This window comes from Streptococcus sp. A23 (assembly GCF_043674155.1).
Lineage (GTDB): Bacteria > Bacillota > Bacilli > Lactobacillales > Streptococcaceae > Streptococcus > Streptococcus suis_V.
The window spans coordinates 16,044-32,876 of record NZ_JBIMJP010000019.1 but is presented as its reverse complement, the minus strand read 5'-3'; the positions used below and the strand labels follow the sequence as shown (position 1 = coordinate 32,876).

15 protein-coding genes are annotated in these 16,833 nt (G+C 42.4%); 4 read left to right on the top strand and 11 right to left on the bottom strand.

Going from position 1 to position 16,833, the window contains the following annotated elements; all coding sequences use genetic code 11:
* Positions 1-129: 129 nt before the first annotated feature.
* From tadA to ACHBIE_RS09580, 6 genes are all read right to left on the bottom strand, one after another.
* Positions 130-639: a tRNA adenosine(34) deaminase TadA gene (gene tadA / locus ACHBIE_RS09605; protein ID WP_394733209.1), complete on the bottom strand. Its 510-nt coding sequence runs from the start codon at positions 637-639 to the stop codon at positions 130-132.
* A 56-nt stretch (positions 640-695) separates the two neighbouring features.
* Positions 696-1,598: an ABC transporter permease gene (locus ACHBIE_RS09600; RefSeq protein WP_394733208.1), complete on the bottom strand. Its 903-nt coding sequence runs from the start codon at positions 1,596-1,598 to the stop codon at positions 696-698.
* 13 nt (positions 1,599-1,611) lie between these two features.
* The gene (gene opp4B, locus ACHBIE_RS09595; protein ID WP_105160732.1) at positions 1,612-2,568 is read right to left on the bottom strand and encodes an oligopeptide ABC transporter permease; all 957 of its coding nucleotides are present in this window, start codon (positions 2,566-2,568) and stop codon (positions 1,612-1,614) included.
* Position 2,569: 1 nt separating this feature from the next.
* Positions 2,570-3,511, bottom strand: a complete 942-nt coding sequence (locus ACHBIE_RS09590; protein WP_105110707.1) for an ATP-binding cassette domain-containing protein — start codon at positions 3,509-3,511, stop codon at positions 2,570-2,572.
* A gap of 2 nt (positions 3,512-3,513) precedes the next feature.
* Positions 3,514-4,533, bottom strand: coding sequence for an oligopeptide/dipeptide ABC transporter ATP-binding protein (locus ACHBIE_RS09585; RefSeq protein ID WP_172023343.1), 1,020 nt, complete (start codon positions 4,531-4,533; stop codon positions 3,514-3,516).
* A 262-nt stretch (positions 4,534-4,795) separates the two neighbouring features.
* Positions 4,796-6,589 (bottom strand): oligopeptide ABC transporter substrate-binding protein, encoded by a 1,794-nt coding sequence (locus ACHBIE_RS09580; protein ID WP_394733207.1) that lies wholly within the window; start codon positions 6,587-6,589, stop codon positions 4,796-4,798.
* Between the two features lie 213 nt (positions 6,590-6,802).
* Here ACHBIE_RS09580 and pbp3 point away from each other — a divergent pair, with 213 nt between their 5' ends.
* On the top strand, positions 6,803-8,053 hold the full coding sequence (gene pbp3, locus ACHBIE_RS09575; RefSeq protein WP_125266612.1) for a D-alanyl-D-alanine carboxypeptidase PBP3: 1,251 nt from the start codon (positions 6,803-6,805) through the stop codon (positions 8,051-8,053).
* Between the two features lie 248 nt (positions 8,054-8,301).
* Here the strand turns inward: pbp3 and leuS are convergent, their stop codons facing one another.
* Entirely contained in the window at positions 8,302-10,803 is a 2,502-nt protein-coding gene (gene leuS, locus ACHBIE_RS09570) for a leucine--tRNA ligase (RefSeq protein ID WP_394733205.1), read from the bottom strand.
* A gap of 89 nt (positions 10,804-10,892) precedes the next feature.
* Complete coding sequence (locus ACHBIE_RS09565; protein ID WP_394733204.1) at positions 10,893-11,741, bottom strand: patatin family protein; 849 nt, start codon at positions 11,739-11,741, stop codon at positions 10,893-10,895.
* 146 nt (positions 11,742-11,887) lie between these two features.
* Between ACHBIE_RS09565 and ACHBIE_RS09560 the strand changes: the two genes are divergently transcribed.
* Positions 11,888-12,415, top strand: coding sequence for a GNAT family N-acetyltransferase (locus ACHBIE_RS09560; RefSeq protein ID WP_394733203.1), 528 nt, complete (start codon positions 11,888-11,890; stop codon positions 12,413-12,415).
* A gap of 106 nt (positions 12,416-12,521) precedes the next feature.
* Here ACHBIE_RS09560 and groL read toward each other — a convergent pair whose 3' ends face one another.
* Together groL and groES are read right to left on the bottom strand one after the other, a co-directional pair.
* Positions 12,522-14,147 (bottom strand): chaperonin GroEL, encoded by a 1,626-nt coding sequence (gene groL / locus ACHBIE_RS09555; protein ID WP_394733202.1) that lies wholly within the window; start codon positions 14,145-14,147, stop codon positions 12,522-12,524.
* A 399-nt stretch (positions 14,148-14,546) separates the two neighbouring features.
* Complete coding sequence (gene groES / locus ACHBIE_RS09550; protein ID WP_105110716.1) at positions 14,547-14,828, bottom strand: co-chaperone GroES; 282 nt, start codon at positions 14,826-14,828, stop codon at positions 14,547-14,549.
* Positions 14,829-15,018: 190 nt separating this feature from the next.
* On the opposite strand from groES, the gene ACHBIE_RS09545 reads away from it, so the two are divergent.
* Positions 15,019-15,273 carry a hypothetical protein gene (locus ACHBIE_RS09545; RefSeq protein ID WP_172074251.1) on the top strand — a complete coding sequence of 85 codons (255 nt, stop codon included), beginning with the start codon at positions 15,019-15,021 and terminating at the stop codon, positions 15,271-15,273.
* 325 nt (positions 15,274-15,598) lie between these two features.
* Here the strand turns inward: ACHBIE_RS09545 and ACHBIE_RS09540 are convergent, their stop codons facing one another.
* Positions 15,599-15,994 (bottom strand): single-stranded DNA-binding protein, encoded by a 396-nt coding sequence (locus tag ACHBIE_RS09540; protein WP_105123000.1) that lies wholly within the window; start codon positions 15,992-15,994, stop codon positions 15,599-15,601.
* A 50-nt stretch (positions 15,995-16,044) separates the two neighbouring features.
* Here ACHBIE_RS09540 and ACHBIE_RS09535 point away from each other — a divergent pair, with 50 nt between their 5' ends.
* The gene (locus tag ACHBIE_RS09535) at positions 16,045-16,815 is read left to right on the top strand and encodes a DUF2785 domain-containing protein (RefSeq protein WP_394733200.1); all 771 of its coding nucleotides are present in this window, start codon (positions 16,045-16,047) and stop codon (positions 16,813-16,815) included.
* Positions 16,816-16,833: the final 18 nt, after the last annotated feature.

The window sequence follows — 16,833 nt, the reverse complement described above, 5'->3', positions numbered from 1 at the left end:
TTCTACTTCGCCAACAGTCCCTCACGAGACAACTTCATTATTCTATCATCTATAGCTAATACTGTCAATAGCTTTTTAAAAATTTTTTTGAAAAAATTACCTATTGCCTTATTCTAACTGTCTGCCGGGCTATAAATCTGTTCCTTGGCTTGCTTTTTCTTTCAACCCTGACTGCTTGGCGCGCCGTTGTCTGAAGAAGTCCTGCATGATTTTTGCGCAGTCATCTTCCAAGATTCCCGACTCGACTTCAACTCGATGATTGAGACGTGTATCTCGCAATACATTGTATAGGCTACCTGCTGCACCAAATTTTTGATTTGGGGCTCCGTAGATAACTTGTGGGATTCGGGCTAGTCCGATGGCCCCGCTACACATAACACAGGGTTCAATGGTTACAAAAAGGGTTGTATCTAGCAAACGCCAGTTCCCTTCAAAGTGATTAGCTTCTTGGATGGCCATGATTTCCGCATGCATGATTGCCTGGTTCAGTTCCTCACGCGCATTGTGACCTCTACCAATAATATTACCATCTTTGACAATTACACATCCAATCGGTATCTCATGCTTGGCAAGTGATTTTTCTGCTTCCTCCAATGCAGCCCGCATGAAGCGTTCTTTTTCTTCTAATGTATATTCCATACTTCCATTATAACAGAAAAAGAGCTCTCGAAAGAACTCTTCTATAGAATAAACAATTAACCTAAACGTTGCTTAGCGTCTGCTGCACGTTGGAAGGCTTGACCGACATAGTTGATACAAAGCATCATAATAAGGATAAAGATAGCTGCTGGCAACCAAATCCAAGTCTTGTTTTCCAAGATGTCTGCATTACGGGCATTTGAAATCAATGTACCCAAACTTGGAACTGTTGACGGAAGACCGAAGCCTAGATAAGTCAATGATGTTTCGATACCAATATTTCCTGCAAAGTTGAGGGTCAAATTGACAATAATCAAAGAACTCAAGTTTGGCAAAATCTCACGGAACATAATCATGAAGTCGCTTGTTCCAAGTGTTTTCGACGCATTGACATAATCCAAGCTCGCTTCTGACAAAGTTCTTGTACGGAAGAGACGGGCTTTGGCTGTCCAATAAAATGCACTCATGATAAAAATGAAATGATAGATTGTATAGTTTTTAATAACTGTTACAAATACAATGATCAACATTGTTACCGGCAAAATCATGATAAAATCGACAATACGCATCAAGAAACCGTCCAATCGACCACCATAATAACCTGAGATTAACCCAACTGAAATACCAACGATACTAGTGATAATGGTAATGGTGAAACCGATGATAATGGAGTTACGAGCACCAATAATCAGTTGACCAAAAATGTCTTTCCCACCTTCATCCGTTCCCAAAATATAGCCATCAACTCCTGGCTCCAAGTAACGTCCTAAAAGATTGACTTTCATAACTTGCTCTTGATCCATTACCAAGGCACCGATGAAAACAGCCAAGAGAACTGTTACCAAGATAATCAATGAAGCTAAAGCTAACTTGTCCTTCATAAATTCTCGTGCAATAACACGAAAACCACCTGGAGGAGTTGAAGCTGATTGTACTTGTTTTTTATTTTCTTTACTCACCTTACTCCTCCTTTTATTTCACACGAATACGTGGATCAACAATACTCATGATAATATCTGAAATCAAGGTTCCCAACAAAGTTCCCATACCAAAGATTAACAAGAGGGCCAAAATGACACTGTAATCACGGCTTGAGATAGAGTTAAAGAACAATTGACCGATACCAGGATAGGTAAAGATATTTTCAATAAAGATAGACCCACCAATCAAACCAGTCAATTCATACCCCAAGAATGATGCAATAGGTAAAATTGAGTTACGGAAGATATGACGGTTGTATACCACACGCTCAGGCACACCTTTGGCACGAGCTGTACGAACATAGTCCTGACTCTTCGCATCGATAATTCCGGTACGGAGGTATTGAATAGTTACAGTTGTAGATAAGATGGCCATGGTAATCGCCGGCAAAATCATATGATGGAGACGACTTAATATAGCTGCAAATCCTTCTACCCCACCACCGATAGAACCACGTGTCGGAAACCAACCTAAACTAAAACCAAATAACCAGAGCATCAAAATTGCAAATACAAAAGTTGGAGTTGAGAAAGTCAAGAAATTGTAAACACCAATGACTTTATCAGCAAGTGAATTTTGATAACGACCCGCAATCATACCTAAAGGAAGGGCAATGGCATAGGTCAAAATCATGGTAAGCAATGATAACCAAATTGTGTTATTCAAACGCTGCATAATCACATCGATAACTGGTTGCTTAAAGAGGAAACTTTGTCCAAAATCACCCTGCAAAAGATTTCCTACCCAGCGAATATATTGAACCGGAATTGGATCATAATATCCCGCTGCAATCCGTTTTTGTTCAATAATAGCAGGGTCAATATTAGGGTCAATCATACCGGTAAATGGATCACCAGGCATCATTTTTGCAACAAAGAATGCAATGACACTCAGAATGATAATCTGAGGAATCATCATGAGTAAACGTCGTAATACTGTTTTCCACATCTTAGTTCTTACCTCCTTCTGGAAGGGCTACTTGATGAGTTGCTGAAAAAGCTTTTAAATCGTATACACGACCGTTTTCATCATAGTACTGACCTTGTTTTTCTTGGTACTCCTTTTCTGCAGCCAAACGTTTTTCCTTATTTTTCAAACGATTCACCGGATCAATTGATGGAATCGCTGACAAGAGACGTTTGGTGTAGATATGCTGTGGAATACTATAAATATCATGTTTATTTCCTGTTTCTACAAAACGACCACGGTACATAATGAAGAGTTCATCACACATGTGCTGTACCACACCAAGGTCATGAGAAATAAAGAGATAGCTAAGTTTAAATTCATCTTGGATACGTTTCATATAGTTTAAGACCTGAGCTTGAACAGACAAGTCCAAGGCAGAAACTGGCTCATCAGCAATAATCAAACGTGGGTTACTAGCCAAGGCACGAGCTACTCCAATCCGTTGACGTTGACCACCTGAGAATTCATGAGGATACTTAATTAAAGCTTCTTCATTGAGACCAATTGTATCCAAGAGCTGAAGAACTTTTTTCTTTTCTTCATCTGGTGAAAGTCGGTCAAAGTTACGAATTGGTTCTGCAATGATGTCCAAAATACGTTTTTTCGGATTGAAACTTGAAAGTGAATCTTGGAAAATCATCTGAACATCACGATTAAAGTTGCCTTTTTTTCCACGTGATTTGTTGGTTACATTTTGTCCTTCATAAATAATTTGTCCTGAAGTGGCACGCTCTAAACCAATAATTGCTTTACCAATCGTTGATTTTCCCGATCCTGACTCACCAACCAGACCATATGTCTTACCTTCTTCGATTTCAATGTTTACACCATCCACAGCATAAACATGATCAGTAACACGGTTAAAGAAGCCACTACGAATTGGATAATGGACTTTTAAATCTTTTACTTCAATAAATCCCACTATTAGGCCTCCCCTTCAAAATAGAATGTTTCATGGCAAGTACAACGTACAAAATGGTTAGGTCCAACTTCATGCATAACCGGATTTTCTTCGTGTGTTGCTGCTTCAATCCACGGAATACGTGGTGCAAATCGACAACCTTTACGCAACATCTTTGTAATTGGCGGTACAATTCCGTCAATTACATGTAACTCACCGCCTTCATTTTCTGATTGCGGATTTGATTTCAAAAGCGAACGGGTGTATGGATGTTTTGGATTGGTAAAGAGTTCCTCAACAGGAGCAACTTCTACAAACTGACCACCGTACATAACAGCTACACGATCTGCTGTTTCTGCCACCACTCCTAGGTCGTGAGTGATCAAAATTATACCTGACCCAGTTTCTGCTTGAATATCATTTAACAAATCCAAAATCTGTGCCTGAATAGTTACATCCAAGGCTGTTGTCGGTTCATCGGCAATAATAATCGGAGGTTTACAAGATAGGGCCATGGCGATAATGATACGCTGACGCATACCACCTGACAACTCATGTGGATACTGCTTAAATGTACGCTTAGGATTTGGAATACCTACTTGAGCTAATAATTCCAAAACACGCTCCGTACGGGCATTGGTATCCAAGTCTGTATGATAGAATAGCGCTTCATCAATCTGTGCACCAATGGTCATCAACGGATTTAAAGATGCCAAGGGATCTTGGAAAATCATACCAATATCATTTCCACGTACCGTATTGTACTTGGCCTCGTCCATCCCAATTAATTCCATATCATTGTACTGGATACTACCTGAAATTTTGGTATTTAATGGATTATGTAGCCCCATAATTGTTGTTGCTAAAGTTGATTTACCACAACCAGATTCCCCAACAATCGCTAGGATTTCATTTTTTTGTAAGGTAATATCAACACCGTCAACTGCATCAAAATAATCATCACCGATGCGGAATCCAACGTGCAAATCCTTAATGTCTAAAAGCGGTTTTTCATTAGCCACGCTTTTTCCTCCTTTGTTCATCAGTTCATTCAACTTCTTTCATCCTTCAAATCAAATATCCTTAAGTCTATGAAAACTGATCTTTTATATCTTTATTAATAAATCCATCAAGTCTATATAGAATTTGATAGCGTTTACTAAAAACTAAAAATGACATCAATCATTTTTTGTATACTGGTTCTACTATACCATAATTATCAGAAAATTCCAATAGCAATCTGAAAAAAGCCAACCAAGTTGGCTTTTTCAGATTCTATTATCTTCTTTTATCTTCTTTATAAGACTATTCTGCCGCTACACCTTTATCAGCTGTCAATTCGATATTTTCAAGAGCAATACCTTTACCTGAAGCTGAACCATAGTTAGAATCATAGTTTTTCACACGCTTGTTCAATGCTGTAATAGACTCAGATTCAAATGTTGGAATCGCAAATGCTTGCTCGTGTGCATACTTTTGCCAAGCCTTGTAGTTTTCAAGGTTTGTTTTCTCATCGAATGAAGCAGTAGAACTAATTGCATCCAACAATTTCGTATTTTCTTCAGATACGAAACGTGACATGTTGAAGGCAGCGATAGGACCCCAAGTACCTGTTGGGTTTGGATCGTAACCAGTAGACCAACCACCAGCATACATATCAATTGCAGGGTCGTTTGCTTTAAGTGCATCGTAGAAAGTATTTACTTCAACAGTACGGCCAGTGTACAATTCAACATTCAAGCCAACTTCTTTCCACCAAGCAATGTATTGTTGTACAAGTGCTTCGTTCGCTTCTGTACGTTTACGAGCTGCGAAAGTGATTTTGAATTCTTTACCGTCTTTACCTTCACGAATGCCGTCACCGTTTGTATCCTTGTAGCCAGCTTCATCCAAGAGTTTCTTAGCTTTTTCTGGATCGTATGTATAGCCTGCCAATTCAGAATCATGAAGTTCACCAAAGAATGAAATAATCATTGAGTTTGCTGGGTGGTATAGACCATTGTACAATGACTCACCAGCAGTTTTGGTATCAATCGCATAGGCAATCGCTTGACGAAGTTTCACATCATTCATCTTAGCATTCTCATCCATAACGTTCTTGCCAGCAGCTTCGTCATATTTACCAAGGTTGAATGAAATATATTCGTAAACTGAATCCAAAGATCCAACGATGTTCAAGTTAGAAGCATCTTTATATGAATCCAACTGGTCAACAGGCATATCTGCGATATCGTAGTTACCAGCTTTCATCTCAGAAACGATTGTATCTGGTGATACGATGTCAATCTTCAATGAACTTGTTTTTGGCGTTGTACCTTTGAAGAAGTATTCGTTTGGTACGTAAGTGATAGACTCACCGTTTACGATTTCCTTGATTTTCCAAGGTCCCATACCTACAAGTTTAGCAGTACGTGAGTACTCGCTCTTTTCCCAATCTGCTACCGGGATGTCTTTATAGATGTGTTCTGGTTGGATATAGGCTGGGACATCACCACCGGCATACATCATAGATGGTGACATTTCTTTTACAGTCAGTTCAACTGTATAATCATCGATTTTCTTGATACCTGAGATGTCTGATGCTTTACCGTCAACAAATTCTTGCATACCTTCAATGTTCAAGAATTTATCATCAAAACGAACACCTGTATAGTCTTTGCTTGCCATTGACTTGATAGTAAAGATGTAGTCGTTGATTGTGAATGGCTCACCATCTGACCACTTGTAGTCCTTACCAGTCAAGCTAACTGTGATTTTCTTACCTTCTACATCAAATTCAGCTTTAGCAAGACCTGAGTCATCTAATTTACGATCTCCATCGTAACCAAACAGTGAAATATCAACCATTCCACCAAATGTTGAATCAGTTGTATTTTCGGTCAACTCGTCAATCAAAAGACCTGAAGAAGTTGTAGGAGATACCCAAGCATAATTTAATTGAGCACCAGAAACAGCTGTTCCATCTTGAGAAACATCTGCTGGGAATGACAAGTTTTGTTCTGATGAACTTGATGACGACTTAGCACCACAAGCTGCTAAAACAGATGCAGATAAGAGTGTGATACCTGCTAAGGCAAAGAGTTTTGTTGTCTTTTTCATAAAACACCTCTGTTTTCTTTTTTTTGGGACATAGATTTATGTCTATGAATAGTATTATATCATAAAATTTTATTAAAGAAAGCGTTTTTGTCAGAAAATTTTGTAAAAAACCAAATTTTCTATATTTTCTAATAATTTCTAGCCTTTTTTCATGTGTCTAGCCCCTTTACAATATGATATAATAGGAAATAATCGATTAAAAAGGAATTTTATATGAAAAAATACAGTTCATTCTTGATAGTTTTTCTACTTTCCATTATTCTAGGAGGCCAAACCAGTCTGGCCGAGGAGCAGGTTTACCAGGCGGCAGCTGAGCATGCCATCGCTATTGAAGTCGAAACAGGAAAAATTTTATACGAAAAAAATGCCCATAGCCCAGCCAGCGTTGCTTCTATCAGTCAGTTGTTGACGGCCTACTTGGTCTATGAAGCTATTGAAGAAGGAAAATTGACAATGGACAGCCCTGTAGCCATATCTGATTTTCCCTATAAGCTGACTCTCAATACAGAAATCAGTAACGTTCTTTTAGAAAGTAGGGAATACACGGTCGAACAGCTGCTCCGGGCATCATTGATTGTTTCTGCCAATAGCGCAACAATGGCCCTGGCTGAGAAGGTGGCAGGTAGTGAGAAAGCCTTTGTGGATTTGATGAGAGAAAAAGTCCAATCCTGGGGTATTGGTGATGCCACGATTGTCAATGCGACTGGCTTGAATAATTCCTACCTCGGGGATGAACGCTATCCCGGCACTGGTAAAGAGGATGAAAATAAATTTTCTGCTGCGGCAATCGCCCTTATTGCCCGTCGTCTGGTCTTGGATCATCCTCAGGTACTGGACATCACCAGCCAACAAAGCTTAACCATGGATGGGCATACCTATTATGGTGGGCATGGGATGTTGGAAGGTAAACCCTATCAGCGTGCAGGTGTAGATGGTTTGAAAACGGGATACTCTGCTACTGCTGGCGCCTCCCTGGTGACAACTGTTGACCAGCAAAATATGCGTGTCCTGACGGTTATCCTCAACGCCGACCACAGCGATATTGATCCCGATTACCGCTATATCGCAACGACCAATTTGCTCAACTATGTTGCCCAGCATTTCCAATCTATTACCTATCTAGGGCAGGGGCAAGCCTTTGATGACAGCTCTATTGAGATTTTCAATGGGCGCGTCGACACTAGTCCAGTTGTTGCCCAAAGAGACTTTAGAATTCCAATCAAACGCTCGGCTGTCGAATTGCCAACCGCTTCTTTTAAATCAGTCGAAGGCCCTCTTGAGGCACCACTTAAAAAAGGAACAGCAGCCGGAAGACTGTGGCTCCATGACTCCGACTTGATCGGCAAGGGTTACATTCAAGAACAACCAAGCCTTGAAATGGTCATCGAAAAAGAAGTCAAGGCTGATATTTGGCCCGTCTCTTGGTGGAATTACTTCGTCCGCTATGTCAATGAAAAACTGTAATAACAGCAAAACGACTCCCGTTTTTCGCACGGAAGTCGTTTTTTTGTATATGTCGATAAGCTAGAAAAGAAACCAGTCGCTTTGCTTAACTGTTTATTTGGCTCAGACAACCTTGGGAGAGATTGCTGAGGTGGGAAATAAGAACTGACGGAAGTCAGTTTACTTCACAACGACGTTTACTAATTTATTCGGATACAACAGTCTAGGAATAGACTGTTGTAAATCGGAAATAGGGCTAATAAGCGAGTTTATTTCACAACAATATTAACTAGTTTATTCGGAACACTAATCACCTTGACCACTGTTTGACCAGCGATTTCAGCTTGGACTTTTTCATCTGCAAGGGCAACTTTTTCGAGTTCTGCTGGTGCTAGGTCTTTGGCTACGGTCAAGCGAGCTTTTACTTTACCCTTGATTTGGACAACGATTTCCACTTCGCTTTCCACCAGCTTGCTTTCGTCATATGTTGGCCATGCGACATAGCTGATTGACTGGCCTGTATTTGCAAGACCCTGCCAGAGTTCTTCTGCCAAGTGTGGCGCAAATGGAGCGATCAATTGGACAAAGCCTTTGGCGTATTCGACGTAAAGCTTGTCTTCCTTGTTGGCTGCGTTGACAAAAATCATGAGCTGGGCGATAGCCGTGTTGAATTTCAAGTCTTCAATATGCTCTGTCACCGTCTTCACAGTTTCATTGTAAACTTTATCAAGCGCTCCGCTATTTTCCGCAACAAGCTCCTTGGTCGTCAAGAGGCGATAAACACGGTCAAGGAACTTACGGCTACCTTCGAGGCCTTCTTCTGACCAAGCGATTGATGCATCAAGTGGGCCCATGAACATCTCATAAACACGAAGTGTGTCTGCACCAAACTGCTCGACTACATCGTCTGGGTTGACCACGTTTTTAAGGGACTTAGACATCTTAGCAGGTGCCTGCTCCAACTCCTCACCAGTTTCGATGTGGAAGAAGGAACCATCACGTTTTTCAACCTTATCTGTCGCTACAAGCGCTCCACGGCTGTCGCGATAGCTAGTTCCCAAAATCATCCCTTGGTTAAAGAGTTTTTGGAAAGGCTCTTTGGTTGGCACAACGCCAAGGTCGTAAAGGAACTTATGCCAGAAACGAGCATAAAGCAAGTGAAGGACCGCATGCTCGGCACCACCGATGTAGATGTCCACTGGCAACCAAGCTTTGAGAAGCTCCTCATCTGCCAATTTCTCGTCATTGTGTGGGTCAATGTAGCGGAGGTAGTACCAGCTAGAACCCGCCCATTGTGGCATGGTGTTGGTCTCACGGCGACCTTTAACACCGTCTTCACGCACCACTTCCAACCAGTCTGTCAGGTTAGCAAGCGGTGATTCGCCTGTACCTGACGGCTTGATGTCTGAGGTTTTTGGCAATACCAGAGGTAACTCATTTTCTGGTACAGCTGTGGAAGTTCCGTCTTCCCAGTGGATGATCGGAATTGGCTCGCCCCAATAACGCTGACGGCTGAAGAGCCAGTCACGGAGGCGGTAAGAAATTTTCTCTTGACCGACACCATTTTCTTCCAACCAAGCTACCATTTTGGCAATAGCTTCTTCCTTGTTAAGACCGTCAAGGAAGTCCGAGTTAATGTGGGCACCATCTTCTGTGTAAGCCGCTTCTTCCACATTGCCACCTTCCAAAACTGGAATGATGTCCAAACCAAATTGTTTGGCAAATTCCCAGTCACGCTCGTCGTGGGCAGGAACGGCCATAATAGCACCTGTTCCGTAGCTTGCAAGGACATAATCAGCAATCCAGATTGGAATTTCTTTACCGTTGACAGGGTTGAGGGCATAGGCACCTGTCCAGACACCTGTCTTGTCTTTTGCCAAATCTGTACGGGCTAGGTCTGATTTGAGAGAGGCTTGGCGTTTGTACTCTGCTACCGCTTCTGCCTGCTCAGGCGATGTAATGCTATCAACCAAGTCGTGCTCAGGAGCAAGAACTGCGTAGGTCGCACCAAAAAGGGTATCAGGACGGGTAGTAAAGACAGTGAAGTCCTTGTCTGTGCCCTTGATTTTGAAGGTCACATTGGCACCCGTTGACTTACCAATCCAGTTGCGTTGCATGTCCTTGATTGACTCTGGCCAATCAACTTCTTCTAAGTCATTAAGCAAACGCTCTGCATAGGCAGTGATTTTCAACATCCATTGACGCATTGGCTTGCGGACAACAGGGTAGCCACCACGTTCAGACGTTCCGTCAGGAAGGACTTCTTCGTTGGCGATAGCTGTTCCCAATTCTTCTACCCAGTTTACAGGCACTTCTGCCTCATAGGCGAGGCCTTTTTCATACAACTTAGTGAAAATCCACTGAGTCCACTTGTAGTAGTTAGGATCAGTCGTATTGACCTCGCGGTCCCAGTCGTAAGAAAAGCCAAGGGCGTTAATCTGACGCTTGAAGTTGGCAATATTTTCCGCTGTAAAGTCTGCTGGGTCATTGCCTGTATCCATAGCGTATTGCTCAGCTGGCAGACCAAAGGCATCCCAACCCATTGGGTGAAGAACGTTGTAACCTTGGGCACGCTTGTAACGGCTGAGAATGTCGGTCGCAGTATAGCCCTCGGGGTGACCAACGTGCAAACCTGCACCAGACGGATAAGGGAACATGTCTAGGGCATAAAAGTTTGGCTTGTCCGCATCTGTTCCCGTCTTAAAAGTATGATTTTTTGCCCAAAATTCCTGCCATTTGGGCTCGATTTCCTTGTGATTGTAGAAGCTCATGTCATTTCTCCATGTCAAAAAATTATCTTTACTATTATAACATGAATAAAGCAAAGAAAAAAGCAGAAATCACGGGGGATTCCTGCTCATTACTCTTCATTTCCCAAATACCCCATCAATCCCGCCACAGCTTTCTCCCCGTCTGCCAGACCAAGCCCATAAATCTCGTCAAATTTGACTGGATTTTTTTCCAAACGTCCTATTTCGAGCAGCTTTTGAGGGCGGACTGCAAAAACCTGACTCTGATGTTCCAACTGGATAATCTTTTCAACCGTATCATTGTACTGCTGGTAACGTTTTGAAGCCACCGCCACAAACTTGGGATATTTCTTGTAAAGCAAGCGGTAGACCCGCCCGCTAGAGGGCTTCTTGCGGTAATCAATGGGTTGTGTCAATATCACAATCAATTTGTCAAACCCCAGGCTTCTAGCAAAGTCCACAGGGATGGAGTCCGAAAGACCACCGTCTAAATATTTTTTCCCATCAACTTCGATAATTTTTGAGACCACTGGAAGAGCTGAGCTGGCTCGCAAGAGCTCCATCTGCTCAAAGACATGGTCAATTTTGTAATACTCAGGAAGACCTGTTTCGACATTGGTCACTGTCACATAGAAAGGCACGCCAGACTTGGCAAAGGCCTCTTGGTCAAATTTATCCAGCTCCATAGGCACTTTGTAGTAGGTAAAATCCTTGTTGACCACATTACCCGTCAGCAACCAAGACCGCAAACTCATATAGTTCTTGTCCTTGATAAAACGCTTATTGTAGCGGAGGGCTCTCCCACGTTGCTTGGATAGAAAATTGACACCAAAAAGCGCTCCAGCCGATACACTGACAATCCCGTCCACCTTGATGCCTGCATCCAAAAACGCATCTAGCACACCAGCCGTGTAGAGCCCACGCATACCGCCACCCTCTAAAACCAGACCAACCTTCATCCGACACCTCCACAAAAAAATATGATCCTATTGTAACAGAAAAAACTCTCTAGGGTATATTTTAGCCAATCAACAAGATGCACGCTCTTTCCGTCAAAAGTGATGACATGCTATAATAGGTCAATCAACATAAAATGAGGACGAACATGATTAGCATTAAAGAAATCACCCACAAGAACCAGCAAGATATCAACATCCCCAATCAACCCTTCCCTCTGATTGGTCGGCTTATCCCATCCTATCAGAACCAGGCTTGGTCCAGCCAAGCAGTCCTTTTTGAGTCAACCGAATGGGTGACCTTTCCTGATGGAAACTACGATTTTGAACAAATACAGGATAGTCATATCTTCATCGGCGCCTATGATGATAACAAATGTGTCGGCTTGGCTATCCTACAAAAACCGCTATTCAAGTATATCTACCTCCACGACCTAAAGGTTTATGCAGACTATCGCCAACAAGGACTGGCTAGCATGCTGATAGACAAGGCCAAGGAAATTGCTCAGTCAAAAGGATACCAGGGAATTTATACCATCGCTCAAGACAACAATCTCATCGCCTGTCAATTTTACCAAAAGGTCGGTTTTGAAATTGGTGGTCTAGATACCAGGGTCTACAAAGGAACTACTCAAGAAAGCAAGGCTGACATCTATTTTTATTTGGATTGTGACTAAGACATGGCAATGTCCATGAATCTCTACTTTCCTCGTCTGGGGCAGATAAGGATTTTCTCTGTATCAAAAAACTTGGCCAGGTGACCAAGTTTTTATTTGTTTCTCTTTAGTAGCCCATGCCACCCATGCCATCCATACCTGTTGGCATAGCTGGAGCAGCTGGTTCTGGTTTGTTGGCAACAACTGCCTCGGTAGTCAAGATGAGACTTGCAACAGATGCCGCATTTTGAAGAGCTGAACGAGTCACCTTAACAGGGTCGATAATTCCTTCTTCCATCATATTGACCCATTCACCTGTTGCAGCGTTGAAACCTGTGCCAAGCTCAGAATGTTTCAACTTGTCAATCACAACAGAGCCTTCGTAACCAGCATTGTAAGCAATCTGACGAACTGGTTCTTCCAAGGCACGCAGAACAATATTGCGACCTGTCTCATCGTCACCAGACAAGTCCAACTTAGCCACGCTGTCAATCACGTTGACAAGAGCTGTACCACCACCGGCTACAATTCCTTCTTCGACCGCAGCACGGGTTGCGTTGAGGGCATCTTCGATACGGAGTTTCATTTCTTTCAACTCAGTCTCAGTTGCCGCGCCGACCTTAATTACTGCCACACCGCCAGACAATTTAGCCAAGCGTTCTTGGAGTTTTTCGCGGTCAAATTCAGAAGTTGTTGACTCGATTTGTGACTTGATAACTGCCACACGATTGCTGATAGTCTCAGGATTGCCAGCGCCTTCCACAATAGTTGTGCCGTCTTTATCAACTACGACCTTGGCAGCTTGACCAAGCGACTCGATAGTCGCATCTTTGAGGTCCAGCCCCAAGTCCTCTGTAATCACGGTACCGCCTGTCAAGATAGCAATATCTTCCAACATGGCCTTGCGACGGTCACCAAATCCAGGGGCCTTAACCGCTACAACGTTGAAAGTGCCGCGGATTTTATTAAGAACAAGCGTTGGCAGAGCCTCACCATCCACATCATCCGCCACAATCAAGAGCGGTCGATTGGTTTGAAGAATGCTTTCCAAGAGTGGCAAAATCTCTTGAATATGAGAAATCTTCTTATCCGTCAAGAGGATAAATGGATTTTCCAGTTCTGCCACCATTTTTTCATTGTCCGTTACCATGTATTGAGACAGGTAACCGCGGTCGAACTGCATACCTTCTACGACATCCAACTCTGTTTCCATACCGCGAGATTCTTCAATGGTAATGACACCATCTGTTCCCACGCGCTCCATGGCCTCTGAAATATACTCACCGACTTTTTCAGAACGGGATGAAACTGCCGCAACCTGAGCAATTTCTGCCTTGTTTGAAACAGGAATAGCTTGCGCTTTCAAGGCATCCACTGCTGTCGCGACCGCAGCTTCAATCCCTCGACGGATACCGATTGGGTTGGCACCCGCTGTCACGTTTTTCAAGCCTTCACGGACAATAGCTTGGGTCAAAACAGTCGCTGTTGTCGTACCGTCACCTGCAATATCGTTGGTCTTAGATGCGACTTCCGATACCAATTTGGCACCCATGTTTTCAAAATGATCTTCAAGCTCGATTTCTTTGGCAATGGTTACCCCATCATTGGTAATCAAGGGTGAGCCATAAGCTTTTTCCAAGACTACATTGCGGCCTTTAGGACCCAAGGTTACTTTTACAGTGTCTGCCAAAATATCGACACCGCGTACCATGCTCTCACGCGCATCTGCTGCAAATTTAATTTCTTTTGCCATTTTATTTCCATCCTTTGTATCAATTAAATATTATAAAGTGCTATATTTCTTCAAATTTCCATAAAAATATCAGATTATCCCCAAAAAAGTGTTCAAAGTAGACCACAAGATAATCACAAATTTGCTCTAGTGATTGTTCTGTTACATCTAAAGTAATATATCGTTTGGAGCGATAATCCAAAATTGTCATACCATCTAACAAGGGCGGCAAGACTGTTTCCAAGGATTGAAACCAAGGTTTCTTAATTGGAAGAGCTAAGTTTAGCATATTGTCTGACGTCAATTGAAACCAAATTTGCTGCTGGTTTCCTTGTTCCTAGGCAGTTATACAGTTTCCGGACGTGCTAGCTTGCAAAAAATTCTGAAGAATCTCACTTAGCTGTTCTTTCATGGTCTATCTTACTCAACCACTGCTACAATATCCGCCTCACGGACAATAGTCACTTTTTCTTCACCATCTTTGACTTCCAGACCAGCGTGGGCCTCGACCAAGACTTTGTCACCGACTGCAACAGACGGTGCAATCAATTCTCCGTTCAAGGTGCGAATTCCTTGACCAACCGCCAAGACCTGCGCCTCTTTGGTCGCTGCTTGGCTAGTTCCTGCAAGGACAAAGCCCCCTACTGTCTGTTCTTTTTCTTCGATTTTTACAACGATGCGATCGCCTAATGGTTTCAACATATAAATGCCTCCTTCATCTTTAGCACTCTGACATAGCGAGTGCTAATTTACAATTCTTATTGTATCACTTGGTCAAAAATAGTCAAGAAAATTTTACAAAGTTTTTTGAAATCCGTCCCAAGTCGGACGAAAAACCAACTAGTCTTACTTATGAGAATATGCTATACTCTTCTTAGGAAAGGAGGTCTATATGACATTCTTCAAAAATCTATACAAAGACTATCAGGAAAGCAGATATTCTACCTACGAAGGTTTTTTAGAGTGGTTTTTGAAACGGAAATTAAACTTCCTGGGAAAAATCATTTTCGCCTACCTACTCTGGGCCATTTGGATTGTCTTTTTTCTACATCCCCACTGGTTTATCTTTTTCTTCTATGGTGTGATTGTTCTATCAATCATGGTTATCTTCCTCGAATGGTGGAATGACCGTAAAAAAGGGCGCTAAAAAACGCCAACTTTCGCCAGCGTTCTTTAAGGAGATTATGAAAAATATTTAGGATTGATACTAGTATAAACGACTTAGCCACTATTCACATCCGTCCTGAGACTGATTCTCACATTTTTGGATAAAAATAAGTACCTTCAGTTGTTCAGACGCAAAAAATGCCAGCTTACACCGGCATTCTAAGGAGATATGAAAAATATTTAGGATTGATACTAGTATAAACGACTTTTCACATCCTATCATCAGTCCTAGGACCGATTTACCAGACATTATTTCATTATTTATAGGGAAAATATTTGAGACGTCAAAAAATTGTCACTTTCTGTTAGAAGGGCAGATCCTCCTCTTCTAGAACCAGGTCAGCCAAGTCTTCACCAGCATTATTTTCACGCATGGCACGTTGGGCACGACTTTCGAGCAACTGGAAACTGTTTCCAAGGACTTCAGTCACATAATGGTTATTGCCATCTTTTTCATATTTACGAGTACGGAGCTCTCCGTCAAGGGAAATCAAGCTGCCCTTGCTACCGTAGGACACCAGGGTTTCAGCCAATTTACCCCAGAAAATGATATTGATGAAATCCGCTTCACGCTCACCAGACTCTGTCTTGAAGCGACGATTGACAGCAACTGTAACGCGGGTTAAATTTTTTCCCGACGGCGTCTGCGTCAACTCAGGCTGGGCCGTCAAACGACCAATTAAAATAACTTTATTGTACATTTTTTATCCTCCTACCTATCTATTCGCAAAAGAAAGGAAAAATACAAAAAATGAAAGAAATTTTAGAAAAAAAGTTAGAAAGCAATGAACATTACAGCACTGAGCAAATCAATTGGCTCTTAGACCATATCGGCGACCCTGACCCTATCATTCGTGACCAGCTGGTCTATGCCAGTTTCTGCCACCTTTTTCTGGATGAAATCATTAGCAAAGACCAGGCTCAGCAACTTTTTGAACAGAGCCAGCAAAGGCAACTTCTCTCACAAGATAGTCTAACTCGCAGTTTTGCCAGCCTGCTCTATGCTTTGATTATAGCCATAGATGAGGACCGTCCTCACTATCAGAATTTCCTGACTAACAGCCAGCTCCAAATCCTCTTTGAACAGGCCCTGAACATTTTTACTTTTGAAAATGACTGGCGTGGTTACGATGAAAATCTGGGCTGGATACATGCTGGTGCCCATGGAGCGGATTTTCTCCTCGCTGCTACCTGCCACCAATCCTTCCCAGCCGACAAGTTTGAGCAGGCTTGGCAAGCTCTTATAGACTGCTGCCTCAAGCAAAACAGCACATTTTCAGCAGGTGAAGAGACGAGATTGGCCCAGATACCTGTTTATCTCATCCTCAATCAAAAGGTTTCGGCTTCAACCCTAGTCACATGGATGGAGCAATTAGATGTCCCCAATCAAGAGCCGGTTGAGTATTTCCGTTGGCTCAATATTCAACGATTTCTATCCAGCATCTATTTCCAACTCAAGTCACACCAAGCTTTGGCACCAGAAGTTGAGCAAGCCATTGAAAAACAAATACGGCTATACTAGAACCTGCATTCACAGCTC

Coding starts and splice junctions, on each gene's coding strand:
- tadA (WP_394733209.1), bottom strand. CDS start 639: ATGGAATATACATTAGAAGAAAAAGAACGCTTCATGCGGGCTGCATTG.
- opp4B (WP_105160732.1), bottom strand. CDS start 2,568: ATGTGGAAAACAGTATTACGACGTTTACTCATGATGATTCCTCAGATT.
- ACHBIE_RS09585 (WP_172023343.1), bottom strand. CDS start 4,533: ATGAACAAAGGAGGAAAAAGCGTGGCTAATGAAAAACCGCTTTTAGAC.
- ACHBIE_RS09580 (WP_394733207.1), bottom strand. CDS start 6,589: ATGAAAAAGACAACAAAACTCTTTGCCTTAGCAGGTATCACACTCTTA.
- pbp3 (WP_125266612.1), top strand. CDS start 6,803: ATGAAAAAATACAGTTCATTCTTGATAGTTTTTCTACTTTCCATTATT.
- leuS (WP_394733205.1), bottom strand. CDS start 10,803: ATGAGCTTCTACAATCACAAGGAAATCGAGCCCAAATGGCAGGAATTT.
- ACHBIE_RS09565 (WP_394733204.1), bottom strand. CDS start 11,741: ATGAAGGTTGGTCTGGTTTTAGAGGGTGGCGGTATGCGTGGGCTCTAC.
- ACHBIE_RS09560 (WP_394733203.1), top strand. CDS start 11,888: ATGATTAGCATTAAAGAAATCACCCACAAGAACCAGCAAGATATCAAC.
- groL (WP_394733202.1), bottom strand. CDS start 14,147: ATGGCAAAAGAAATTAAATTTGCAGCAGATGCGCGTGAGAGCATGGTA.
- groES (WP_105110716.1), bottom strand. CDS start 14,828: ATGTTGAAACCATTAGGCGATCGCATCGTTGTAAAAATCGAAGAAAAA.
- ACHBIE_RS09545 (WP_172074251.1), top strand. CDS start 15,019: ATGACATTCTTCAAAAATCTATACAAAGACTATCAGGAAAGCAGATAT.
- ACHBIE_RS09540 (WP_105123000.1), bottom strand. CDS start 15,994: ATGTACAATAAAGTTATTTTAATTGGTCGTTTGACGGCCCAGCCTGAG.
- ACHBIE_RS09535 (WP_394733200.1), top strand. CDS start 16,045: ATGAAAGAAATTTTAGAAAAAAAGTTAGAAAGCAATGAACATTACAGC.